This window comes from Endozoicomonas sp. ALB091, assembly GCF_049310265.1.
Classification (GTDB): domain Bacteria; phylum Pseudomonadota; class Gammaproteobacteria; order Pseudomonadales; family Endozoicomonadaceae; genus Endozoicomonas.
On sequence record NZ_JBLYNQ010000006.1, the window covers coordinates 945,904 to 970,706 of the forward strand.

The 24,803-nt window shown below is 49.3% G+C and carries 18 protein-coding genes; 11 read left to right on the forward strand and 7 right to left on the reverse strand.

Going from position 1 to position 24,803, the window contains the following annotated elements; genetic code table 11:
• Position 1: 1 nt before the first annotated feature.
• From malF to ACO6UX_RS11125, 3 genes are all read right to left on the reverse strand, one after another.
• Complete coding sequence (gene malF, locus ACO6UX_RS11115) at positions 2-1,534, reverse strand: maltose ABC transporter permease MalF (protein ID WP_422447530.1); 1,533 nt, start codon at positions 1,532-1,534, stop codon at positions 2-4.
• A 107-nt stretch (positions 1,535-1,641) separates the two neighbouring features.
• Complete coding sequence (malE, locus tag ACO6UX_RS11120) at positions 1,642-2,826, reverse strand: maltose/maltodextrin ABC transporter substrate-binding protein MalE (RefSeq protein WP_422447532.1); 1,185 nt, start codon at positions 2,824-2,826, stop codon at positions 1,642-1,644.
• A 666-nt stretch (positions 2,827-3,492) separates the two neighbouring features.
• Positions 3,493-4,473: a LacI family DNA-binding transcriptional regulator gene (locus ACO6UX_RS11125; RefSeq protein WP_422447534.1), complete on the reverse strand. Its 981-nt coding sequence runs from the start codon at positions 4,471-4,473 to the stop codon at positions 3,493-3,495.
• A gap of 309 nt (positions 4,474-4,782) precedes the next feature.
• Here ACO6UX_RS11125 and ACO6UX_RS11130 point away from each other — a divergent pair, with 309 nt between their 5' ends.
• The 5 genes from ACO6UX_RS11130 (at position 4,783) to ACO6UX_RS11150 (ending at position 12,396) form a co-directional block, all read left to right on the forward strand.
• Entirely contained in the window at positions 4,783-6,210 is a 1,428-nt protein-coding gene (locus tag ACO6UX_RS11130) for a carbohydrate porin (protein ID WP_422447536.1), read from the forward strand.
• A gap of 209 nt (positions 6,211-6,419) precedes the next feature.
• Positions 6,420-7,262, forward strand: coding sequence for an alpha/beta hydrolase (locus tag ACO6UX_RS11135; RefSeq protein ID WP_422447538.1), 843 nt, complete (start codon positions 6,420-6,422; stop codon positions 7,260-7,262).
• 214 nt (positions 7,263-7,476) lie between these two features.
• Complete coding sequence (locus ACO6UX_RS11140) at positions 7,477-7,995, forward strand: GlgB N-terminal domain-containing protein (protein ID WP_422447540.1); 519 nt, start codon at positions 7,477-7,479, stop codon at positions 7,993-7,995.
• Positions 7,958-9,616 carry a 1,4-alpha-glucan branching protein GlgB gene (gene glgB / locus ACO6UX_RS11145; protein WP_422447542.1) on the forward strand — a complete coding sequence of 553 codons (1,659 nt, stop codon included), beginning with the start codon at positions 7,958-7,960 and terminating at the stop codon, positions 9,614-9,616. The genes ACO6UX_RS11140 and glgB overlap by 38 nt, the downstream gene beginning before the upstream one ends.
• Before the next feature lie 392 nt (positions 9,617-10,008).
• Positions 10,009-12,396, forward strand: coding sequence for a hypothetical protein (locus tag ACO6UX_RS11150; protein WP_422447544.1), 2,388 nt, complete (start codon positions 10,009-10,011; stop codon positions 12,394-12,396).
• A gap of 187 nt (positions 12,397-12,583) precedes the next feature.
• On the opposite strand, the gene ACO6UX_RS11155 is transcribed toward ACO6UX_RS11150, so the two are convergent.
• The 4 genes from ACO6UX_RS11155 to ACO6UX_RS11170 all read right to left on the reverse strand — a co-directional run bounded on the left by ACO6UX_RS11155 (position 12,584) and on the right by ACO6UX_RS11170 (position 16,407).
• The gene (locus ACO6UX_RS11155) at positions 12,584-13,714 is read right to left on the reverse strand and encodes an ABC transporter ATP-binding protein (RefSeq protein ID WP_422447546.1); all 1,131 of its coding nucleotides are present in this window, start codon (positions 13,712-13,714) and stop codon (positions 12,584-12,586) included.
• A gap of 36 nt (positions 13,715-13,750) precedes the next feature.
• Complete coding sequence (locus ACO6UX_RS11160) at positions 13,751-14,239, reverse strand: hypothetical protein (protein ID WP_422447548.1); 489 nt, start codon at positions 14,237-14,239, stop codon at positions 13,751-13,753.
• 62 nt (positions 14,240-14,301) lie between these two features.
• Positions 14,302-15,348, reverse strand: coding sequence for a UDP-3-O-(3-hydroxymyristoyl)glucosamine N-acyltransferase (lpxD, locus tag ACO6UX_RS11165; protein ID WP_422447550.1), 1,047 nt, complete (start codon positions 15,346-15,348; stop codon positions 14,302-14,304).
• Positions 15,349-15,363: 15 nt separating this feature from the next.
• On the reverse strand, positions 15,364-16,407 hold the full coding sequence (locus ACO6UX_RS11170) for an outer membrane beta-barrel protein (protein WP_422447552.1): 1,044 nt from the start codon (positions 16,405-16,407) through the stop codon (positions 15,364-15,366).
• 450 nt (positions 16,408-16,857) lie between these two features.
• Between ACO6UX_RS11170 and ACO6UX_RS11175 the strand changes: the two genes are divergently transcribed.
• The 6 genes from ACO6UX_RS11175 to ACO6UX_RS11200 all read left to right on the forward strand — a co-directional run bounded on the left by ACO6UX_RS11175 (position 16,858) and on the right by ACO6UX_RS11200 (position 24,633).
• Positions 16,858-18,090 carry a maltose ABC transporter substrate-binding protein gene (locus ACO6UX_RS11175; protein ID WP_422447554.1) on the forward strand — a complete coding sequence of 411 codons (1,233 nt, stop codon included), beginning with the start codon at positions 16,858-16,860 and terminating at the stop codon, positions 18,088-18,090.
• Between the two features lie 109 nt (positions 18,091-18,199).
• A complete protein-coding gene (locus ACO6UX_RS11180; RefSeq protein ID WP_422447556.1) occupies positions 18,200-19,495 on the forward strand; it encodes a carbohydrate ABC transporter permease in 1,296 nt (431 codons plus the stop codon).
• The gene (locus ACO6UX_RS11185; protein WP_422447558.1) at positions 19,495-20,328 is read left to right on the forward strand and encodes a sugar ABC transporter permease; all 834 of its coding nucleotides are present in this window, start codon (positions 19,495-19,497) and stop codon (positions 20,326-20,328) included. The genes ACO6UX_RS11180 and ACO6UX_RS11185 overlap by 1 nt, the downstream gene beginning before the upstream one ends.
• Positions 20,329-20,337: 9 nt before the next feature.
• A complete protein-coding gene (locus tag ACO6UX_RS11190; protein ID WP_422447560.1) occupies positions 20,338-22,119 on the forward strand; it encodes a glycoside hydrolase family 13 protein in 1,782 nt (593 codons plus the stop codon).
• A 78-nt stretch (positions 22,120-22,197) separates the two neighbouring features.
• Positions 22,198-22,998 (forward strand): TrmB family transcriptional regulator, encoded by an 801-nt coding sequence (locus ACO6UX_RS11195; protein WP_422447562.1) that lies wholly within the window; start codon positions 22,198-22,200, stop codon positions 22,996-22,998.
• Between the two features lie 60 nt (positions 22,999-23,058).
• Complete coding sequence (locus ACO6UX_RS11200) at positions 23,059-24,633, forward strand: family 43 glycosylhydrolase (protein WP_422447564.1); 1,575 nt, start codon at positions 23,059-23,061, stop codon at positions 24,631-24,633.
• Positions 24,634-24,803 lie beyond the last annotated feature (170 nt).

Genomic DNA, 24,803 nt, shown 5'->3' on the forward strand with positions numbered 1-24,803 from the left:
ATCAATACTCCTGTGAACTGCGGGTGGCCCTGAGGTTAACCCAGGAGATAAATCCGACGATCAGGAAGATCATCGTGGCAATAGCAGACGCCAGACCAAAGTCCTGACCCGCGACAAATGCCGTACGGAAGGTGAAGTTCACCAGCAAATCCGTGAAGCCTGCTTCCGTTGTCGTTCCGGCCATCATCGGGCCGCCCGCTGTCAACAGGTCAATCAGCACGAAGTTATTGAAGTTAAAGGCAAAGCTGGCAATCAGAATCGGTGCCAGCGGTTTGGCAATATTGGGCAGTGTTATATACAACAGGTTATGGATCGGGTTGGCACCATCAATGGCAGACGCTTCATAGAGATCGTCCGGAATCGCTTTCAGCAGACCCATACAGACGATCATCATATAGGGGTAACCCAGCCAGGTGTTGACGATCAGAATCATGGTTCTGGCAAAAGTCGGATCGGTCATCCACTCAGGACTGATGCCAAACAGCCCTTCCAGGATCATATTGATCTCACCGAAGTTCTGGTTAAACAAGCCCTTGAAAATCAGAATGGAAATAAACGCTGGCACCGCATAAGGAAGGATCAGCAGCACCCGGTAAATCGCCCGCTCTTTCAGTGGTTCCCACTGCATCAGGTTAGCCAGCAACAGACCAATCACCAGACAGAACAGAACACTGCCCGCAGAAAAGACAACGGTCCAGACAAAAATCTTGAAAAACGGCTCACGAATACCTTTGTCATTAACCAGACGTTCGTAGTTTTCTCCACCCACATACACAGAGAAACCGGGGGCAACCCGCTCACCACTGTCGGTCACATAGAACCCCGTGGTCATATCCGGGCGTATGACTTTACCGGTCTTAATCTCAACCAGACTGTCGTTTTTCTCTTCCCGATACTGTGGTGCCATGGCAGAAAACTCACGCAGGGACGACATCACCAGACGAGTATCGTCTGCCAGAGTAACAGCCACTGATCCCAGCGCCGAGCGCTGCCGGACCACCTCCCGCATGGACAGTTTGTCACCCTCTGCATCAGCTCCAGAGCGAGCATTAACCTCTACCGGATCACCATTCAGTACGAAAGCGTCGGAGGTATAAATACTATCTTTGTCGTTTTTATCAGTCAGCTGTAACTGAAACTGATCGTTTTGCTGAAAAAGCGCCAGTGTGTAGGTGTGTTCGCCGTTCTTTACCTGCTTGTTCAGGTGAATCTCTTTGACCCGCTCAAGACTCAGAATATTGGCAGAGCCGTAATTGGTGAACGAAATACTAAAGGTGTACACCAGCGGAAAAACGATAAACATCATAATGCCCAGCAAACATGGGTACACGTAGCGATAGCTGTAACCACGCTTGCTGGTAAAAATCCATGTGCCCAGGCTGCCCAGAACCAGCAGGGTTAATGGGAAAAGCACTTCACCCTGGAAATAGAGCAGGGCAATGACGTAAAGCAGGGCTAGATCAATCAGGGCAACGAGCGCCCACTTTGGCCCGTTGCCAGACAACAATGATCTGACATTGGCGGGAATGGTCATGGTGTTTGTCTCTCCGGGAGGGTTTTGAGCCGATCGTCAAAACGACGATCGGCAGATGTAACGGGTCACGTCAATGTAAGCCTGCGCTACACCCCGTTGCGCAGTGTTTAGTTGGCAATCAGCTTGGCAGCGTTGTTCAGTGCCACTTCAACGGTTTCCTGACCGGTGGTGATATTGGTCAGGGCAGTCTGGGTAGCCGACCAGAACTTGCCCATTTCCGGAACGTTAGGCATCAGCAGACCATTCATGACGTTCTGGTAAGTGGCTTCGATGCGTGGGTCCGCCGCCAGCTTCTTCATGTACGCCTTGTGAGCAACGGCACCCAGTGGCTTGTCGTTGTTCAGCGTGGTCAGGCCTTCTTCGGTGAGGACATAGTTCTCGATAAACTCTTTAGCCAAACCCTGGTTTGGCGAAGCGTTGTTCAGAGCAGCGGCCCAGACGCCAACAAACGCACGGGATGGACTACCGTCGATAGAAGGCAGTGGCGCAACACCGTAGTTGATCTTGCTCTTTTCCAGGTTGGCCCAGGCCCATGGACCGGAGATCATCATCGCCACTTCACCCTTGTTGAAGCTGGCTTCCATCACACCGTAGTCAACACCCCGTGGCATCACGCCCTCGTCGATGATTTTCGCCAGCATCTTGCCACCTTTGATGGCACCGGCGCTGTTTACACCGATATCAGAAACGTCATAGCCAGCAGGTACTTCCCTGAAGACATAACCACCGTTGGAGGCCAGCATCGGCGTAGTGAAGTAAGGCTGAACCTGGTCCCACATAATGGTGGTGATATCTTTCTTATCCAGCTCTTTTTTCAGTGCGAACATCTCTTCATAAGAGGCAGGTGCCGTTTTGATGATGTCCTTGTTGTAAATCAAGCCGATGGCTTCCATGGCTACCGGATAGCCGTAAACGTTGCCATTGTGAGACGTGGCCTGCCAGCCTTTGGCTTCGATATCCGCCTTTACACTGTCAGAAGGCTTAACAGGTGCCAGCAGACCGGATTCAGCCCACTCACCGAAACGATCGTGTGCCCACATCACAATATCCGGACCTTTGCCGGTAGCAGCAGCCTGCTGGAAACGGTCGGTCAGATTCTCGGGAATCTCAACCTTTACCTTAACGCCCAGCTCTTCTTCAAAACGCTTACCTACAACTTCCATACCGTTATAGGCTTTGTCACCACCAATCCACACAACCAGCTCGTCGTCAGAGAATGCCATGGCTGTGTTGGCCCCCATGGAGATAGCCAGCGCAGAAGCAATCGCTGCGGCAACCGTTTTTTTCATCATCTCTCTACCTACTTCTGTATTTCCCTGAAGCCCTCAGGGTGATCATTGAAATTTTCAGCCTGTTGTCGTTTAGATCGGAGTGAACACTAGCATTCAAATTCGCACTGTCGAGACAAGAGACCTGAAAAGCGGGCGTTATCATCAATGAATTGGTATCTGAAAGAAATCGTAAAACGTTTACAGAATGCCTACTTTCTGGGGTAATCCGTGAGTATTTGATACAAATCAACCTATTTTGTGCATTTTCAGGAAAATGACGGGCTAGCACACCATTTCAATATGTTTGATGTGTGCAATCTCCGTTCAGGACGAACGATATGGGTAACAACGCTTAGCTGCTTTAGTACATTATTTCGATGAGTTTGATGTGTACAATCTCCGTTCACCCTGAGCGGAGTCGAAGGGTGATTGGCACAATATGCAGGGTATGGAGTTTACGCCTTTCGACTCCGCTCAAGACGAACGGAGTCTGGAAGTCAATAAAGGAACCCATCAATCGCATTGAAACCGTACACCATCTCCGTTCATCCTGAGCGGAGTCGAAGGGTGTTTGGCACGATCTATCATGGGCCGGAGTTTGCGCCCTTCGACAGGGTCAGGACGAACGCAGTGCAGAGGCTTATGATAACGGCAACCCGTCAAACTCATTGAAACCATGGACTAGCCTCAAGTCATAACACAGGAGGTCTGCCCTTTACGGACAAACACATCCAGCCAGCACCCACGAGGCTCACAGGATTTGATTGCCTCTATCGCCAGCTCAGCCCCCTGAACGGCAATACTGTCTATATCCTGTCGTACAGTGGTCAGTGAATGATAACGATCATCATCAATGCCATCGTAACCCACCACCTGCACATCATCCGGTACCCGCTTACCGGTATCCGCCAGTGCCATGGAAATACCTGTGGCGACAATGTCAGAAAAGGCGACAAATGCATCGGGCTTAATCCCCGATTCCAGCAAGCCACGTATACGGCGATAACTGTCTAATGCAGGCAGACCGGTATCCACTGAAATTTCTATGGCTTCCGAGGGAATAAGCCCTGCTTCCAGCATCGCCCTGCGATAGCCCTGGTAACGCATGCACGAAACCGCATGATCACTGTGCAGGCAGACGTAATAAATAGTACGACAGCCATTCCCGAGCAGGTGTGTGGTTGCCAGAAAACCACCCTGTTCATCATTGGAAGCGACCCAGAAATGCCCCTCCCGCACATCACCAATACTCACATAGGGGGCTTCCTGCTCCTGAACCTTCTGATAGCGGGGATCTTCATGGTGCAACCCAATGCCAACATAGGCCTTGGCCGACGTCATCAGCTCACCCTCCGGAGAAAACTTCACCCGCTTGACCCGGTACCCCTGCCGCTCCAGCTCAATCTTCAGCGCTTCATACACTTTTAATGCAAACGGCGATATGGTTCCCAGATCCAGCCCCAGCACAACCCCCACTACAAAGGCATTCTGCCCGTGCAACTGCCGGGCCATATAATTGGGTTGATAGTTAAGCTCATGGGCCGCGTCCAATACCTTCTTGCGGGTACTGTCTGAAACGTATTTTCCGCCATTGAGCACCCGACTGACGGTTGCAATGGATAATCCTGCCAGCGCCGCCACCTGGAGAATGGTTGATTGCCCAGACACTTGATTCCTTCCCCAAGGGATTTATCCCTATATCAAATAACTGACATTGATTCGAAATATCACCAACCTTGGTAATATATTTTGTTTACAGTGTTCACAAAAAGACACAGATCAATATTTAGCCAAGTTCTTCTAAAAACCTTTTCATATTGCTCTTCACCCCACAAATGCCAAAGAATTTCACAGCCAAAAAAACGTCAACACGTTGTAATGCCTGCTGACAGAGTCTGGACGATTTATTTCGTTTCAGGGGGGACTGCAGCATGCAAGATGGCGAACACACGACAACACATTTGAAGGAATTTGGTTGTGACCAAAGCAAGACTTCTGCCACTGGCTGGTGCTATCGCTGCCGTACTGCTTTCCGGTACGGCAATGGCCAGTGAAACCACCACTGAAACTCTGAATCTGAAGCCGACTGATATCCTGACCGATGGCTGGCAGGTAAACGGTTATATCCGTGCTGGCTGGCGGGTGAATGAAAACGGTACATCTACCGGTAATGAATATGGCAAACCTGACTACAATGTAGCAGGTACAACTGGCAAGAATGCTAACCAGGTTGAATTCAACGTCAGCAAAAACACCACTTTCCAGAATGGTGTGTGGTCGCAGCTGGGTGTGCGTGCTGAGTACGGTAATGGTGACTCCAGCTTCTATTCTTCCACAGGCAGCGAAGACAGCAACAACGATGGCGAAGGTAGCTTTGAAATCAAAGAAGCCTTTATGCGCTTGGGCGGCTTTAGCTATTTGCCAGAAAACGCAGAAATCTGGGCTGGTCGTCGCTTCCTGAATCGTGAACAGGGTTTGCTCTCTGGTGAATTCTGGAAGCAGTCTTCCGGTGTTGGGTTTGGTTATGAGCAGAGCGGCAACGGTATCGCTGTTGTATCTGTAGATCCGGGTGAAAAGTCTGAAAAACCAGAAGGCAAAACCATCCACTCTTTAGATCTGTATAGCTACAACCACGAAGCGCTGGGCGGCAGCTTTAACTTTGATGCCAAATTCATGATGGCTGGAGATAAAGACAAATACGCAGATAACGAAGCCACTGACGGTATCGGCCTTGCTCTCACCTATAAGCGCGACTACTACGGACTGGATGGCTGGACTGCGACTGCTCTGGCCTATGGGAACGGTTTGGCCGCCAACCGAGGTGTAAACTTTGGCCAATGGAGTGGTGGCACATCAACGGTTGATAGTGATAAGGGCAACAGTATCTTCTTCACATCCTACGGTGTCATGAACATTAATGATCATTGGCAGTTAGCTACTGAAATTACGTATCTTCGTGGCGAAAAAATCTGGGGGTTAGGTTCTGATACCAAATTCGATCCAGATAAGGAAATAGCCAATGACGAAATTTATTACAAATCAGAGGGTGACACTGTCGATCGCCTTCTCATAGCTGCACGTCCAACTTACAAAGTTAACGAAAATTTCCGCTGGGAATTCACCGGTTCATACGGCTACGAGAAAGATTATTGGGGTCATCGTGAGGTAGACGGGAATCTTGTAGAAGGTGGTGCAAAAGCTGAAACAACCTTCTACGCTGCTGAAATTGCAGCCGTATTCACCGTTAACTCAGACTACTTTGGTCGTCCACAAATCAAGCCTTTCATCACCTACATGGTTCGGGATGCGGACAATAAGTATGAAGATCAAAAAGGCTGGGGTGATGAGTTCGACAACGATGACAAAACCTTCCAGTTCGGTGTAGAAGCAGAAATCTGGTTCTAATTCCGCCAGCTATCTGTTGTTGAATCCCCATGCACAGCATGGGGCGCTTAATCTGACCAACCGCAAAGCGGTGCAATGCGGTTGGTGCCGTGAATATCAGTGTTCTGTGCTGATGGCGGGAAGAATTTCTCGCTCCTGTGATTGTGTTTTTATTTTGGCGGAGTTTACTCCGCTTTTTTTACCCCCAAAAACCATCTCTGTTGCAGCTTATGCCAGCTCTAAAGTTTCAAGCCGATCAGACAACACCCTTTCAAAATCAATATTCAACACTGATTGGTTCACTCCATACCGCCATAACGTACTTTCCAATAAACGACGGTAATCGAACTATTCGTATATGGCTACCGGAAACCTACGACAAAAACCGACCAAAACCCTACCCGGTCATCTACGCCTGGGATGGCCAGAACCTGTTTGATAAACAGACCGCCGGCTTCGGCATGGAGTGGCAACTCGATGAAACCCTGACAGCGTTGGAGGAGGAGTATGTGGTCATCGGCTTTGACAGCCCCCGTGAGGCCCTGCCCCGCTATGTTGAATACAGCGGCCTTGACTGGACCCATCCAACCGTCGGCAAGGTAAAGGCCCGGGGCCGTGAAACAGTGGATTTTGTCGTGGACACACTGATCCCGAGGCTGGAAAGGGAATACAATATCAGCAACAACCCAGCCGATCGCACGTTAATGGGTTCCTCCATGGGCGGCTATATTACCCTCTACGCCATGAGCCATCGCCCCGGTGTGTTTGGCACCGGCCTGGCCCTGTCCCACGCCACCAGCGATCACTATGGTGGCAAACAGTTACGGCAGTACTTCCGGAAAAACGGTTTTGCCCGCAATGCCAGCCTCTATCTCGATATGGGCGGCCAGGAGACAGTTGGTCCCTGGGGGCCTGATGAATGGCTGCAAGGTCACCATGCCATGGTGGCCGCATTAAACAATGCCGGTATACCGCTGCAACACCGGGTGATTACCGATGGCGTCCATGACGAAACCGCCTGGGCAAAACGCTTTGGCGAAATTTTTCAGACCATGATTAAACAATCGCAGTGAACTGTGATGTTTTTTGCGACGGTGAATACCAGGGCAGCACTACGAAAAAAGCCTCGATGCAAAAGATGCAATAACTCCGCTCTCCCATGCCTGCCATGGGAGTTCGACTCTTTTAGAGCTTTTACCCTGTAAAACGTTTACAACTTCCCACCATCTCATTTCATGACAATAATGCCCGCGCAAAAATAAACTACCTCTTTCGCAGTGATTTGAAATGCCCAAAAAAAAGTTAATGGATGCGGACCTGCCACCGGTAACCCAAAGCCTGAGCCAGGTGATGCATGCCTCACCTTTTTCCATCCTGGGAATTCACCCCGGGCAGTCCGGTAGTGGTCTCACCATCCGCGCCTGGCACCCCGATGCCGAGTGCATCGAGGTTGTGCAGGAAAGTACGGGTAAATCACTGGGCAGAATGAACCGACTGGCCAATGGTCTTTTTGAGCTGAGTTTTCCCCAACGGAAAAAAGTCTTTTACTATCTGCTCAACATCACCCTGAAGGACGGGACAGAAGAACTCCGCTTTGACCCTTACCAGTTTGGCGAGTACACCCTTTGCCAGCAGGATATCGACCCGCTCCATCTGTACCGACATCTGGGTGCTCTGAAAGTGGAACACGCCATTACCCGTCAGCGCAGTGTTTCAGGCGTGTTGTTCAAGGTCTATGCCCCCCATGCCCGTTCCGTCAGCGTGATCGGTGATTTCAACCGGTGGGATGGTCGGTGCCCTGTATAAATATGAGCTGCACGATCAGAATGGTCAGCTGCTGCCGGAAAAAACCGACCCCTTTGGCCATAAAGTGGAACAGTGGCCGGGCCTCGCCTCCATTGTACAAACGGAAAGTACCTTTACCTGGTCCGACAGCCAATGGCTGAACAAACGTCAGCTGAACCATAACAAACCCATGTCGGTTTATGAGGTCCACCTGGGCTCATGGAAAAAATCGAACGACGATGGTTTTAAAAATTACCGGGAGCTGGCCGACGAACTGATCCCCTATATCCGGAAAACGGGCTTTACCCATATCGAATTACTGCCCATTTCCGAACATCCTCTCTACGAATCCTGGGGCTATCAGCCGGTTGGGCTGTTTGCCCCCACCAGCCGCTATGGCACACCGGACGACTTCCGCTACCTGGTTGACCAGTGCCACCAGCACAATATTGGTGTGATTCTGGATTGGGTTCCCGCCCACTTTCCACAGGATGAACACGGCCTGTTCCGTTTTGACGGGACCGCTATTTATGAATATGAAGACCCGCAACGGGGCTGGCATCCGGACTGGAAGTCCTGTATCTACAATTACGGTTCGCCATGGGTACAGGATTTTCTGATCAGTAATGCCCTGTACTGGCTGGATGAGTTTCATATTGATGGCCTGAGGGTGGATGCCGTGGCCTCCATGCTCTACCTGGACTACTCCAGAAAACAGGGCGAGTGGACACCCAACCATCTGGGCGGCAATGAACACCTTGAGGCCGTCGCCTTTTTGCAGCGCCTGAACACTGAAGTTCACCGGCTGCATCCACACTGCATGATGATCGCCGAGGAGTCCACCAGCTGGCCCTGTGTATCACGCCCCGGACACCCACAGAGCCTCGGCTTTGATTACAAATGGAATATGGGCTGGATGCACGACACTCTGGCCTATATGAAGCGGGACCCGATTTATCGTCAGCATCACCACCATGAAATGACCTTCAGTATGGTGTACGCCTATAACGAGAACTTTGTGCTCTCCCTCTCCCACGATGAAGTGGTTCATGGTAAAGGCACGATCCTCACCCGTATGCCCGGGGATGACTGGCAGCGCTTTGCCAACCTTCGGGCCTATTACGGATTTATGTTCGGGCACCCCGGTAAAAAGCTGATGTTTATGGGCTCCGAGTTTGGTGCCACCAACGAGTGGAACCCGGCAGAAAGCCTGAACTGGAACCTGTTGGAGCAGGGCCCTTACCACCAGGGCATGCTGACGATGATCAGTGAGCTGAATACCCTGTATCAGCGTTACCCGGCACTGCATGAGCTTGATTTTGATCGCAACGGTTTTCGCTGGCTGATACTGGACGACCATGGTCAAAGTGTTTTTGCCTTTTACCGAACAGACAGCGCAGGTAAAACCATTGTCGTTATCAGCAATATGACACCATTTGTAAGGCATGATTACACCATTGGCGTTCCGGCAAGTGGACAATGGCAGGAAATCTTTAACAGCGATGACCAGCGCTTTGGTGGCAGTCATATTGTCAACGGTACCGTCTCAACCCGGCCAGGAGAGTGGCATAACCAACCCCAAAGCATCAGACTGACTTTGCCGCCACTGGCGACTATTATGCTGACCGTTGACCGGGAATAAAGCCCATAGCGAGAAAAAGCTCCCGACACATACTGATTCCTTCGATCCCGTGTGTATTACAGAAATCGCTCAATCCTCCGTAAGTATCTTTCCCATGCTTTTAGGCCCTTTGGGTCCTGCGTGGGAATGCATACCGGAGCCTGCAGTATGGAACAACCTGTTTCTGCCCGGAATCACCAGAGTTTAATGGGGGTTCTACATTTTCGGAGAAGTTCGGTATACATTCCCTTCCCACCTGGCTGGCAGCCTGGAACATTTGTAGCAAGAACTCACAGTAATTCCGGTACTGACAAAAATAAAATAATCATCCTTATTTACATCTACATTTGTATTCTGAATTTTGTAAACTCGGAAGCTCTGAAATGACCCCCGTGCTCACCTCATGCGTAACCATGACGCCACCGTCTGATTTGGCTGCTACTGATAGCGGCCATGGCCCGGAACGGGGTTCGTCCTGGCCGGGCTTCTGGAGTGTCAGCAAGTCAGTGGCTCAATCCCTTCATCCTGACTTTGATCCCGGGCAACGGACTGATCAGCCCGGTAGCCCATGGATACAACTGAAGATTCAACCTAAAGAGCTGGCCCTGCGTCTGGTCCAGAAAGCCATCCCCGTCGATAGCTACCTGAACACCATTAACCAGGTGGCCATGGCCTGTCTGGCGCTGGCCAGCCTGCCGGTTTGTGGGGGCCAGACGCCAGAAGACAGCAATCCTGGAACCAGTAAAGAACCACCTGGCACTGCTGCCTCAACCGTCCCGCCGGGCTGCAGAGACGAGCAGATTCCTGTCCAGAGCAATGCTGACCTGGCCAAAATCGGGAATAAGCCATGCTATCCCCCCAATGGCAAGTACGAACAGATTGCTGATATTGATGTCGAAAACCACTCGCCCATCCCGGGCTTCACTGGTGAGTACAACGGTAACGGCAAGAGCATTAGCAACCTGAACAACTGCCTGTTCTTGCTGGTGAAAGATGGGGGAGTAGTACGTGATGTGGTGGTCAAAAATGCCAGTATAAGCATAAATGACCGGCGATCTTACGGTAATAAGGGCATTATCGCCTGCGAAGCCAGCGGACACTCACTGTTGAAAAATAACACAGTGGAACATTCTGATTTCAAGTTAGTGAGAGGCGGCCAGGGTATGATGATGGGGATGCTGGCGGGAGAGATCAGGAACAACTCAAAACTGGAAAGTAACCAGGTCAAGAACTCGGCGATGAATGTAAATACAATAGGGCTACGTTCTGCCTCTGCAGGAATATTAACCGGAAGGGCCAGAGGATCTGCTTCCCTGGACAGCAACTCGATTGACCATTGCAATATCACAGCAAGCCACAAAGAGAGCATTTTCTGGAGTGAGAGTGAAACGTTCACTGGCCTGATAGCTGGGAGCATGGACGATAACGTCACTGTCAGTAACTCGAGACTCACCAATAACCGGCTGGTAGATAATACGCGATTGGTCAACGCCGGAGGTGTCGCAGGGTGGGCGTCCGGCACAACTATAGAGGGTACCCATGCCATCAATAACAGCATGCTTTCGCAGATATGGTTCGCACCAGACCCAAAGATTGCGGTAGTGGTTGCCAATGCAGTTAAATGCCGTATTAGCGATACCACCGCTATCAATAACCGCCTTGAATTAAAAGAAGGTTATGGGGAAACTTCATGGGAAAGTGCACCCGCTACGGGAATCGTAACAGCAAGTTGTGATCAAAGTACGATCAAAAATACTCTGGCCGAACATAATGAATTGTTCTCCGTAGGCAAGGTAGCCGTTGCCACCGCCTATATTGAAGATAAATGCGAGATCCGTAATACCACTGCCAGAAATATCAAGATTGAAGCCAGACAAGGTGACAACGATCAATCTGCTGCGGCGATTGCTGCGGCCAGCTTTGGAACAAAAGCGTTCTACAACAATAAGATTAGCCAGACAACCGCTATCGATTGTCAGATATCAGCTCAAGGAACAAATGGTTATGCCGCAGTGGGAGCTGCCTATCGAGGCAGGGGTTATGTAACCATCAGCGATACCACTGTCTGCAACAGTAACATCAAGGGTACTCACGCAGGCATAGCCGCTGGCGACACTAACCATCCATTTACTCGCACCCTTGCCTGTAAAACCACACTCAACACCCGGCTGGAAAATTCTGGTTGCGCTGAGGCAAACTGTCCGAAGGAAAGTACTGACGCTCCTCCCACACAACTCAACACGACCACCACCGCTGGCAGTTATCAAGCAACAACTGACGCCTTATCCTCACCTCTTGAAACACCGGCCAGCAGCACTACAACTTCAGAATTGTCGAGCTCAACTGTTGCGCCCTCGATTTTCTCAACATCAACAACATCACAACTGGCCAGTTCAGCAACTTCACCAACAGCTCTGTTCTCAGGCAGAGATCAGCCAACCACTGTTGATCGACATCTGTCGCTCAAAACAGTAACGGCTGCACCACGTCAGCCACTACCATCTGCCACTGTGTCTTCTTCATTGGTTAATGGAACCAACGACCACACTATTTCACCCCTGAACAACGACGAAGTGGATGCAGGTATTCCGGTTCCTGCCCTGGCCGGATGGGTAGCAGCGGGGATTCTCACGGGTGGCATTTTGCTGTATGCCTGCTACCAGTGGTACCAGGGCTATCAGCAAGGGTTAACGGGCAAAGCGTTAGCCCTGCGGCCCATGACCCGGATCAGAGATGCGATTTGCTGTCACCCAAAAGCGGATAGCCTGGAACTGGTTTCTTTGCAGCCGTCTGATGTCTGACAGTAAAATCGGAACCGGCAGCCTGCCAACAAACGTCAGACTGATTGTGATGAACGCTGAAAAGTGTATCTTCCCAGTAACTTGCGCAGCGGTTCGATATGCATTCCCACGGGGGCCGTGGGAACAAGGTGGCTGTATAATAGAGCTTGTCTGCAATAGAGTGGTTGTACGTGGTTTACTTTGCCGCTTACCCTTTAATGATCGTCAGGTTTTTTTCATTTTCCACATCAAAAATATGACAAGCTTCGGTATTCAAATTGAAGCGCATTGTGCGACCAATATCAGCTGTGGTAATGGTATGGTCGTTCACTCGAGCAATCAGCTCATTATCGCCTACTTTGAAATACAGATATTTCTCATTACCCATATTCTCGACAACCGTCAACATGCCTTCAACCGTATTAACAGCATCACTGTCATTTGCCAGGGAGATATGCTCAGGGCGAATACCAAAGTAAACCGCCTGATCAATCTGCTCCTGCAGCAATACCTGTTTGGCTCTTGGGATAAAGCACTTCACCCCCGGTGCAAGTTCTACAAAAAGTCCCGCATCCGATTTATGAATAACCGTTTTTACCAGGTTCATGGAGGGAGAACCAATGAAACCAGCGACAAATTTGTTAGCCGGGAAATTGTACAAGTTGGCAGGGGTATCCACTTGCATGATTTCACCCTTATTAAGTACGCAGATTCGGTCACCCAGTGTCAGTGCTTCTGTCTGATCATGAGTAACATAAATCATGGTGGCAGGGTTACCTTCCTCCTTCAGACGCTGGTGCAGCTGGGCAATTTTTACCCGCATGGAAACACGAAGCTTGGCGTCCAGGTTTGATAACGGTTCATCGAACAAAAACACATCAGGCTTGCGCACAATGGCACGGCCAACAGCAACCCGCTGTCGCTGACCTCCGGACATCTCTTTTGGCTTGCGGTCCAGAAGATCGGTAATTTCCAGTTTTTCTGCTGCCTCTTCAACCGCCTGGCGAATCTCCTCTTTCGACTTTTTCTGCATTTTCAGGCCAAAGGCCATATTGTCAAAAACGGTTTTATGGGGGTAAAGCGCATAGTTCTGAAAGACCATGGCAATACCCCGGTCCTTGGGAGGCAAGTCATTCACCACGCGTTCACCGATCCGGATTTCGCCGTCGGTGATGCTTTCCAGCCCTGCAATCATGCGTAGCGTGGTGGATTTTGCACAGCCGGACGGACCAACGAACACCATAAACTCGCCGTCATGGATATCAAGGTCAATACCATGAACCGCCTGAAATTCATTGTCATATTTTTTTTCAACGCTTTTTAAGCTTACGTTAGCCATCCGGTCATTCCACAGATAATCTTTCAGGTAACAGGGTTATTCAGCACACTGGGCAATCGCAGCCAGTTTCGGCTTGCCTTCAGCATCAACCTGGAAGCCCCAGACATAAAGGCCGGATTCGGTGAAGTTGATGCGGGTATCTTTCATAAACCCACCACGAATTAACTTACCTTCCTGTCCGACGGTCAATGCCCGACCACTCACGGTGAATTGTGGTTTCCAACCCATACTGGCAAACTGGAAGTTCACCGGGCCCGCCTCATTCTCCATGATGACCTGATAAATGCCATCCCCCTTGTAAGACATACGACGATGCTCCTGGTGCATCCACTGCCCATCGGAGAAAGTGCCAGTAACGTACATGGGCGGACGAACAGGGCCACTACCGGCAACATCAGGCAAATTACAGCTGGCAACGGGGCTGGTGCTGACCGCTGATGCAGCAGCCGTATCATTAGCAGGATTTCCGGCACAACCAGCCAGAGTGGCAGCAAGGGTAAGGGTTGCCAGGACTTTGATTTTCATATTAACTCCATAGCGACAATGACCAGTCGCCAACGTAGATAAATAATAAAGACGTGTGTTTTTTATTTAAAATAAAGTTTCTGCCGTATTTTTCCGAACCAGCTCGCTTCGCCGTGGGCTTCACGCTCCGGTTTTTGCGATTTAACGTTCCGGGTTGAAATCATTGGGGCTTTACCCTTTGACAGGGCATTAAGCGTAGCCATTGATTTCATATATTGTTGTGCATCTCTGGCAGGATAACCAAACAGCTTGCTTCGTGGTGGGCAGGAACGGCTGACGCCTGACTTGCCCTGAATCACCGTACCATCGCCAATATGCAGATGACCGGCAATGGCACTCTGCCCATGCACCGTAACCCGATTACCAAGGATGGTATGACCGGCAACACCGGATTGTGAAATGATCAGGCAGTGCTGGCCTATACGACAGTCGTGGCCAATCTGGCAAAGGTTATCAATTTTGCTGCCCCGGCCAATAACCGTGTCTCCGAGAGTACCCCGATCAATGGTGTTGTTGCAGCCAATGTCCACATTATCTTCAATAATGACCCGACCAATACTTTCCAGCCGTTCATATTCGCCAGAACTATTGAGCATGTATTCAAAGCTGAAATTACCGATGGAATTATTGGAATCAATGGTCACATTATTGCCAATCACCGTCCCTTCCTTAATGACGGTATTGGCATGTATGGCAACATTATCGCCAATCACTGCGCCATTATGTATGCGAACTCCCGGCATAAAATGGCAACCTTTGCCGATGCGGGCATGTTTGCCAATGAATACACCCGGAATAGTGGACACATTCTCCTGATCCAACAGGTGGTATTTTTCAGCTTTGTAGTAACGCAATAGATGGTTAAGCAAAGTAACATCCAATGCATCAATCACTATTTTTGCCGGTGCCTTGATATTGCCTATGGCTGCAGGTCCAACCACAATGGCTGCCTGGCAATGATCAATAAACTTGAGGTCATGCCTGGAGAGCACAATAGCCAGGGCATCTGGCCTGCTGGCCGATACCGGGCAGATACTGTCTACTGTGATGTTGCCATCACCAAACAGACGACCGTGGAGTTGTTGAGCAATATCAAGGGCGTTAAGCATGGGATTTACACCAGATTAAAACCTGTAAAGAGCATGGGCGTAAAATTTGTGGTTATCCACTTTCTTGCTCAAGCCTGCTTCCCTGGGGTCATTAGTGGTCTCTTTTTCATAGGTATATTCATACTCGGCCTTAACCATCCAGTTCTCACCCAGATCGGTCTCGTAACCAATAGAGGTTTTGACGACGTCCTTAAAGTAATCCGGACCAGCGCCTTTGTCGGTGGTTTCGTTTTTTGTGAACCGGGTTGTCAGGTAAACCAGACCAGCATTATCTATGCTGTAACGAATAGTCGGTTGGATGTATTTCTCAGTAAACTCATACTTCTTGACCCCGCCGGCATGAACGGTCTCATTATCATCTTTGACCTGGTAGAACAGCTCCAGCTCGAACTGAAAGTTGCCGTAATTCTTATAGGGCTTGAACATTAAGCTGTAGCCCCCCTCATCGGTTGTCCCCCAACTACCATTGTCAAAACTCAGGTCCAGGTATTCAGCCGATGCATAGAAACCAGCGTTGTAGTTATTATTCCAATAAGTCAGGTATGGTCGAATGATTTGCTCAAGAGAGTTTTTTTCGTGGTGATTAGCAGAGCTTGATACAACTTCACTGGTAATGTATTCCGCTTCATAGCCCAAACCCGTTCCCCAGCCACCACTCAGGGCAAAGGGCCGATCAAGTAAGATCAGGTGCTTTAGAGAATCTTCATTCTCATAGTAACCTTTGGCACCGGAAGTATCGTAATTTTTCTGCTCCCGGCTCATGGTTTTTAATGAGTAGTTAGCGCGCAGGCCCAGATCCTGAATATTTAAAAACACATTACCAATTTCATTGGTAATGATTTTTTCCTTGATTTCACCGTAGCCCCAGTTTGTGGTTGTTTTTGTCTCATACTCGATTGATGAACCAAAGTGACCAGACAGGTTTATGCCTTCATTGCTGGCAGATAAATTATCTCCATTATTTGCCTGACGCAGGAAATCAGTAAATTCATCGGCTGATGCAGCACCCGATAAACCGATAACATTAGCAATAACAACTGATAGTAACTTTTTTCTCATCAGGAATCCCCAAGTGGCAAATAATCTGGCAATTATTCAATTGAAGTAATGCAATCCAAAAATAACGGACAGCTAATAATGTAACCTTTAGTTACTTACAACTCTTCAGTGAAAAAATACGAACAACTGCAACAAGGTCAGAGATCGAAAACAATCGGAAGTCATAGAATGACAACCCTGTAATTCAACAATTTGAGTCTGAAAACATATAACCTGCAGTATGTTCAACAATGTGTTTTTGTGGTGTGATTAAACGCCTTTAGTTCAGCTTTTACAATATGAAAATATTGATCTGAATCAATTTAATCATTTTTTCTCAAATAAAATTTATTTATAAACAAAATCAGCAACAAAATGAATGATTAACCATTGCGCCATTTTTTCTTTTGATTAAAAATGTGGTATTCCACCATGTACTACCCTGTGAATTGTGATTGAGTAGCCAACAGTATGAAACCTCTTTATAAAAATCTGGCGTTCACGCTTTCGTTACTGTCTGCCAGCATTGGGTCCGCTGAACAGTTGATACCTGAAAAGAATGCACAACTGCTCATCTGGACCGATGAGCTGGCCATGGATTATATGGACTATGCCACTGAGGCGTTTAACGAAACCTTTGGCTACGATGTTCAGTTCCGGTTCCGGCAACTGGCGCCAATGAACAGTGCCGGACGCCTGATTCAGGACGGTGGCACCGCCCGGGTTGCTGATGTTGCCGAGATTGAACACGATATGCTGGGCAAATTAGTCGTCAGTGGCGCGGTTATGGAAAACCTGGTCAGTGCCGATCGTGTTGATAAAGAGTTTATTACCAGCGCTGCCTCAGCAGCCAAAGCCGATGGCAAAGGCTATGGTTTTCCCGTCAGCTATGCGACAACTGCCCTGTTTTATAACAAAGACATCCTGGCCGAGGCACCAGAGACCTTTGAAGATTTGATTGCGTTCTCCACCACATTTAACAATCGAACTGAAAACCGTTATGCCCTGCTGTGGGACGTACAAAATTACTATGAATCCCGAATGTTTATGTCCATGTACGGCGGCTATGAATTTGGCAAGGCAGGATCCGATGCAGATGATATCGGGGTGAATTCCGAAGCGACCAAACGCGGCCTTGCCGCCATGCTTAAATTGAAAACAGCCAATGACTCAAACCCTGTGGATATGCGCAACACCCAGGTGCGTCGAGGCCTGTTCACTGAAGGTAAAGTTGCCGCCATTGTTGACGGTCCATGGGCAACAAAAAGCCACCTGGAATCGGGAGTTAATGTTGGCGTCGTGGCGATGCCAACACTGGAAGGAAAGCATCCGCGCACATTCTCCACAGTAAGGCTGGCAGTGGTCTCCTCTTACACAGAGTATCCCGTTGCCGCACAGCTGTTTGCTGACTTTCTGGCGTCAGAAGCCATGTTGAAAAAACGGTTCGAGATGACCAGATCCATCCCGCCACTGAATCATCTGATGGCAGAAATCGCCAACAGTGCAACGGCTGATGAAGCAACCAAAGCCTTTATTGCCCAGGGTTTTTATGCCGATGCCATGCCCTCCATTCCGGAAATGGGTTATGTCTGGTCTCCCATGGCTAACGCCATTACCGCAAGCTGGGTCAATGGCGAAACACCGGAAAAATCATTGGATAACGCCTTAATGGTGATCAAAGAGCAGATTGCTTTCCAGGAATAACAAACACCCCACCCTGATCAGGGACATTATTTCGGAATAACTCCCGGGCATGGTGGGATTGACGACATCATTATTGACGGCAACTGATTAATACTGTTTAGGAGGGGCTATGGATACAGCCATGGATCAGCCCAGGGTGGCTAACAAGCTACCACCTCTGTCGGTTTTTCTGATGGGGGGGACCCAGCTGTTAAACCGACATTATATAAAAGGGTGTTTCTATCTTTCAGTGCAGATAGTGTTGGTACTTTTTGCTGCTGATTTACTAACAGCCCTGGAAGGCTTTATCACCCTTGGTGATACCGCACAACATCGCGTGGGTTTCAAAATCATCCACGGCGACCACTCTATTCATATGCTGGTTGAAGGGGTACTTGCCATCTTTCTGACCGTGGCGTTTCTTGCTGCGTACCTGCTGAACATTAAAGATGCCGTTAACATTACCTCTTGCACCATCAGCTTCAAACAGCAGTTGCGGGCCTTTTATGATGAGCATTTTGCCCTCATCATGTTAACCCCGGCGGGGATTGCTGCACTGGCATTCATTATTTTGCCAATACTGATTACCGTACTGGTTTCTCTCACCAACTACGCAGCACCAGCACATATTCCACCAAAAAACCTGGTGGACTGGGTTGGGTTTAGAAATTTTCTGTCCCTGTTTGAGCTGAAAATCTGGTCAAGCACTTTGCTCGGTGTCGGCAGCTGGACGGCGATATGGGCGGTTTGCTCAACAATATTCACCTTTGGCTTTGGCTTTGTTCTGGCGCTTGCCCTGGCGAATCGGGACATCGCCGGTAAAAAGGTATGGCGCGTTATATTCATGCTGCCTTACGCCATTCCGGCATTTGTCAGCCTGTTGATCTTCCGCCTGCTGTTAAACGGCATTGGTCCGGTAAATTCAATCATTAATGGTTTTGGCATTGAGTCCATTCCTTTTTTATCGGACCCCGTGTTGGCGAAAGTGACGGTCATTGCCATCGGTGTCTGGACTGGAGCCCCTTACTTCATGCTCCTGATTGCCGGTGCCCTGACCAATATCCCCAAAGAACTCTATGAAGCCAGTGAAGTTGATGGTGCCAGCCGGTTCCAGCAGTTCAAAGAGATTACCCTGCCCATGATCCTGCATCAGGTAGCCCCTTCTCTGGTCATGACCTTTGCGTTCAACTTCAACAATTTCGGTGCGGTTTATCTGTTGACGGAGGGTGGACCCATTAATCCGGAATATCGCTTTGCCGGCCACACCGATATTCTCATTACCTGGATTTACAAGCTGACCCTGGACTTCCAGCAGTACAATATCGCTGCCGTGGTTTCCATCATCATCTTCCTGTTCTTGTCACTGATTGCCATTTGGCAGTTTAGAAGGATGAACTCCTTCAAGACCGATGTGAGTATGCGGTAATGAACAAACTGACGCATAAAGCCGGTGTTTTCGCCGTATACCTGTTGCTGGCCATCAACGCTATCCTGGTGCTTGGCCCCATTACCTGGACCGTGATGGCGTCGTTCAAGCCGGGGGTAAACCTGTTTAGCAGTTCGTTTACCGACTTTTCCTTTACCCTGGATCACTATCGGGCCCTGTTTACCGATACCCCATATCTGCAATGGTATGCCAACACTTTTGTCCTGGCCTTCAGCAATATGGCCATCTCCATCATTGTGGTGACGATGACGGCATTTATCTTCTCCCGATACCGGTTCAAAGGTAAACGCAATGTCATGATGGGGATTCTGGTTATCCAGATGTTCCCGGCGTTCCTCTCTATCACCGCGATTTATGTATTGCTGTCCAAGCTGAACCTGATCGACACCTTTACCGGGCTGCTGTTTGTCTACGTCACCGGCTCATTACCCTTTATGACCTGGCTGGTGAAGGGCTATTTTGACGCGATCCCAACGTCGCTGGATGAGGCGGCCAAAATAGACGGCGCCGGTCATTTGACCATTTTCTTTGAAATCATTTTGCCATTGGCCAAACCGATACTGGTCTTTGTCGGGCTGACCTCATTCACAGCCCCCTGGATGGACTTTATTCTGCCCACACTGATTCTGCGCAGCGAAGAAAAAATGACGCTGGCCGTGGGCATTTTCCAATGGATCGCCTCTAACTCCGCAGAAAATTATACCCTGTTTTCGGCCGGTGCACTGTTAGTGGCCATTCCTATCACCCTGTTGTTTGTCGCCACCCAGAAGCACATTACTGTTGGCCTGGTCAGTGGCGCGGTTAAGGAGTAACCCCTGAAAATGATTACCTTGAGTGCTCTGGTCCATAACCCGAAAAGCGCCATGTGCTACGCCCGCGATAATAGCACCCTGCATGTTCGCCTGCGTTCAGCCAAGGATGAAATCGAAAAAGTGACCCTCTGGATCGGTGACCCCTATGAGTGGGCAGTCGGAGGCCTGGACGGCGGTAACCTTGGAGGCAGCGATGCCCACGGCTGGACCGGCGGACGTGAAATCCCCATGACCGTCGAGGCCGAAACGCAACATCAAACCTGCTGGCTGGCTGAGTTCACCCCACCCAGGCGTCGGGCACGCTACGGTTTTATTCTGCATTCGAAAAGCACTGGCCAGAAGATACTGTTTGGCGAGCGAAAAAGTGTTGATATTACCGATACCAAAGTGGCAGAAGTGGAACTGAGTAATCTCAGTAATTTCTTCTGCTTCCCCTATATCAACCCCCGTGATGTCCTGGCAACGCCGGAATGGGTACAGAAAACCATCTGGTATCATATTTTTCCGGACCGTTTTGCCAATGGCCGACCGGACATATCCCCCGCTGGTACGATGCCCTGGGGCACAGAACCAACGCAGGATAACTTTATGGGCGGGGATCTCTGGGGGGTAATCGATAAACTGGATTACCTTCAGGACCTGGGCATCAATGGCTTATATTTCTGCCCGGTGTTCACCGCCAACGCCAGTCATCGTTATGACACAGTGGACTACTTCAATGTTGACCCTTCCCTGGGTGGCAATGAAGCTTTTACCGTATTGGTAAAAGAAGCCCACCGTCGTGGGATGAGAGTGATGCTCGATGCTGTGTTTAACCATGTGGGTGATCAACATCCGTTGTGGCTGGATGTTGTCGCCAATGGCAAGGCGTCGCCCTACCATGACTGGTTCTGGATTCGCGAGTTCCCGGTGTATGAAGACAAGCCCCGTGAACAGTGGGACTACCAGAACCTGCGTTATGAAACCTTTGGCAATGTGGCATCCATGCCCAAACTGAACACCGAGAACGAGCAGTGTCGTGCGTATCTGCTGGACGTTGCCAGACGCTGGGTTGAGGATTTTGATATTGATGGCTGGCGCCTGGATGTGGGTAATGAAATTGACCACGACTTCTGGCGTGATTTCCGCCGGGTGGTCAAATCAATCAAACCTGACTGCTATATTCTCGGGGAAATCTGGCACGATGCCTCAGCCTGGCTTGGTGGCGACCAGTATGATTCGGTAATGAACTATCCGATGACCCAGGCAGTGCTGGACTTTTTTGCCCTGGATCTGAGTAACAAGCAGGACTTCATCTGGGATGTGAACCGTTCCTACTGTGCTTACTCTCACACCGCCAACCAGGCGATGTTCAACCTGCTGGATAGCCACGACACTTCTCGTATTTTAAGTTTGTGTGGAGAGAATAAAGCAAGAGCCAGGCTGGCCTACCTGTTTATGTTTACCCAGGTAGGTACGCCCTGCATTTATTATGGCGGTGAAGTTGCCCTCAGTGGCGGGCGGGGAATGGGCAGCGAAGCCAATCGCCGTTGTATGGTTTGGGAGGAAGAAAAGCAGGACCTTGAGTTCAGACAATTTATCCAGGAGTTGATTGTCCTGCGCAAAAGTGAGCCTGATTTCAATATTCCGACCGTGCATTGGCTTGATGTTGACAGTGATCATTGTATTGCCTATCAACGTGGCCAGTGGCAAATCGTGATGAATAACTCTGCTGTTGCCCAATCGGTCAACCTGCAAGGTGAGACTGTCCAGCTAGCCCCCTATGGCTACAGGATGAGCAAGAGTCAATAAACAGACCAAAGCCTGCGCCCCTTAACTGGGGCGCAGCTGGGTCAGGAATATAACATTTTTGATGTATGGTTTTGCACGATGAGCACTACAACAGATTTACAAAAATATAATGATATTGTTCAACGTTTGACGACTTTTGGTTTCAGTAAAACGGATGCACTGGTTTATCTTGATGTGCTGAAAAATGGCAGGACCAACGGTTATCAGATTGCCAAATCGTTAGGCATGACCCGCTCAACCATTTATTCATCCATAGACAACCTGTACCTGCAAGGCTATCTCTACATGATTTCCGGCAGTGTAAAGGAGTACGAAGCTAAATCACCTGACGTGATTCTGGCGCAAATCCGGGAAAAAACCATTGACGATATTACAGTCCTGAAAAAAGAGCTGGCCGTTTTATCCCGTTCAGAGGAAAAACCCTTTTTTTTCAATCTGTCAGGGTATGAGAGCCTGATACTGAAAATTAAAGAACTTATAAACGACAGTAAAAACGAGCTTTATATTAATACTGACTTTGATATCACTCTGTTCCAGCGTGAGCTGCAAGAGGCTATTACTCGAGGAGTCCGGGTGATTTGCTTTTCATTTAACCAGATGCACTCTCCGGTTGAAGGCATTGAGTTCTTTTCACGTTCCCATATTCCAGAGCATGACTTCCCCTCTACCCGGTTCATGCTGGTCCGCGACACACTGGAAACACTGGTATTTTCCAATTTGACTGAGGCTCAGGGCATCTACACCAATGAGAAAACTCTGGTAAGAATCATCTCCGAGCATGTTCACAGCGATATCTATCTATCGGGATTATTAGGGGATAAGCCCCTTGACCTGGTGAACATCGCCATCAATACCAACCATGAACGACAGGCACTATAAGCTCCTTTGCCACTCCCTGTTATCTGCAATTTAATCACGAACCCAACCCCCATGACTGAAATGACCAATCCTGTTTTACCCGGCAGCTTTCCTGATCCGTCCATTTGTCGCGTCGGTGATGATTTCTATATGGTTAACTCCTCGTTCGAGTATTTTCCGGGGCTGCCCATTCACCACAGCCGTGACCTGGTCAACTGGGAACTGATTGGTCACGCCCTGGATCGACCGGAACAGTGTCAGGGGCCGGTGTTTCTGACCGATGTACAGTCCGATGGCGGTATTCATGCGCCGACTATTCGATATAAAGACGGTGTCTTTTATCTGATAACCACTAATGTCTATATACCACTGGAGGCACCAGCAGATTTCAATCCCTGTGTGAATTTTATTCTGACAGCGACAAATCCTGCTGGTCCCTGGTCTGAGCCTAAGGTGATCAGCGGCGCACCGGGCATCGACCCCGATATTTTTTTCGACGATGACGGCAAGGTGTGGTACGTGGGAACCCATAGCCCGAGTGATCCAGCCTACCCCAGTGAAGGTGAAATCTGGTTGCAGGAGCTTGACCTGGACAATACCGCCCTGATTGGTGAGCGTTACTTTCTATGGCGGGGCACCGGCGGAGACTGGGTGGAAGGCCCTCATATGTATAAATACAATGGTCGCTACTATTTAATGACAGCAGAAGGGGGAACGGGGTTTTACCATGCCGTGACGGTTGCCTGCAGTGACGCTATTACCGGACCGTATAGCAGTAATCCAAGAAACCCGATATTAACCTCACGTCACCTGACCCACAATTACTGGGTAAACAGCACCGGCCACGGTGACCTGGTTGAGCTGGCTGATGGCCGTTGGTATATGGTCTGCCTGGGGATTCGTAATGACATTGCCAGCCGTTCCAACATGGGCAGAGAAACCCATCTGCTTCCTGTGGTTTGGGAAGCAGAAAACCCGGACAACCTGGATATGCTCTGGCCAGTGTGTGCTCCTGATACCGGCAAAGTGGAAAAACACCTGCCGTTACCGTTTCCGGGATCAAGTCAGCCTGGTAATGGTAACTTTTATGATGATTTTTCTGGCCAGACTCTGAAAAAAGAGTGGAGTTTTCGGCGACTGCCAGAAGCCAGTCACTTTCAGATTCTGCCAGAACAACAGCGCTTGAGAATCTGGCCGGGGCAACCTGTCCGGGAGCGTAGCCAATCCACCGTTATTGGCTTTCGACAATCACACAGCTATTTCAATTATCAGGCCACCCTGCATATATCGGATACCATGGGCAGTAGTGAGATTGGTATAGGGATATTGCAAAAAGACAACCATCATCTGTTACTGGGTGTCTCGCAAAATGATAATGGTCTTGATTTAATCGTCAAACTCAATGATGTGGTGCTTGCATCAGCGACCATTGCTGACAAAACAACAGCGTTGGAATTATTCGTTCATTGTGCTGAAAACGGGTACGACTGTGGTTATATAACCAATGGACAAAAAGTACCAGTGATAAACAGCATCCCGATTGATTCGATGTTATCCAGATACTACACAGGTGCGTTTTGCTGTCTTTTTGGCGTCAATCCAGAGGGTACATCTGAAGTATTTGCAGACTTCTCAGATGTTAAATTCCTGAATTAGCCAGTTGCGCTGCTTGCGGCCACCACCATGATGTGATGTGACCATCGAATGGAATCCGTTAGAAAGTCTGATGTGGTCGGTTCGCATGCGTACCCATAGTGCACAAAAGCCGAATCATACTTCTTACCCCAACCGCTATGCACTATGAAACCCTGATATCATGGTGCATG

Excerpts from the sequence above, each read along its gene's own strand:
- ACO6UX_RS11140 (WP_422447540.1), top strand. The coding sequence starts at position 7,477 with ATGCCCAAAAAAAAGTTAATGGATGCGGACCTGCCACCGGTAACCCAA.
- ACO6UX_RS11190 (WP_422447560.1), top strand. The coding sequence starts at position 20,338 with ATGATTACCTTGAGTGCTCTGGTCCATAACCCGAAAAGCGCCATGTGC.
- ACO6UX_RS11135 (WP_422447538.1), top strand. The coding sequence starts at position 6,420 with ATGCCAGCTCTAAAGTTTCAAGCCGATCAGACAACACCCTTTCAAAAT.
- ACO6UX_RS11160 (WP_422447548.1), bottom strand. The coding sequence starts at position 14,239 with ATGAAAATCAAAGTCCTGGCAACCCTTACCCTTGCTGCCACTCTGGCT.
- ACO6UX_RS11175 (WP_422447554.1), top strand. The coding sequence starts at position 16,858 with ATGAAACCTCTTTATAAAAATCTGGCGTTCACGCTTTCGTTACTGTCT.
- ACO6UX_RS11180 (WP_422447556.1), top strand. The coding sequence starts at position 18,200 with ATGGATACAGCCATGGATCAGCCCAGGGTGGCTAACAAGCTACCACCT.
- malF (WP_422447530.1), bottom strand. The coding sequence starts at position 1,534 with ATGACCATTCCCGCCAATGTCAGATCATTGTTGTCTGGCAACGGGCCA.
- ACO6UX_RS11155 (WP_422447546.1), bottom strand. The coding sequence starts at position 13,714 with ATGGCTAACGTAAGCTTAAAAAGCGTTGAAAAAAAATATGACAATGAA.
- lpxD (WP_422447550.1), bottom strand. The coding sequence starts at position 15,348 with ATGCTTAACGCCCTTGATATTGCTCAACAACTCCACGGTCGTCTGTTT.
- ACO6UX_RS11170 (WP_422447552.1), bottom strand. The coding sequence starts at position 16,407 with ATGAGAAAAAAGTTACTATCAGTTGTTATTGCTAATGTTATCGGTTTA.
- malE (WP_422447532.1), bottom strand. The coding sequence starts at position 2,826 with ATGATGAAAAAAACGGTTGCCGCAGCGATTGCTTCTGCGCTGGCTATC.
- ACO6UX_RS11200 (WP_422447564.1), top strand. The coding sequence starts at position 23,059 with ATGACCAATCCTGTTTTACCCGGCAGCTTTCCTGATCCGTCCATTTGT.
- ACO6UX_RS11195 (WP_422447562.1), top strand. The coding sequence starts at position 22,198 with ATGAGCACTACAACAGATTTACAAAAATATAATGATATTGTTCAACGT.
- ACO6UX_RS11185 (WP_422447558.1), top strand. The coding sequence starts at position 19,495 with ATGAACAAACTGACGCATAAAGCCGGTGTTTTCGCCGTATACCTGTTG.
- ACO6UX_RS11150 (WP_422447544.1), top strand. The coding sequence starts at position 10,009 with ATGACGCCACCGTCTGATTTGGCTGCTACTGATAGCGGCCATGGCCCG.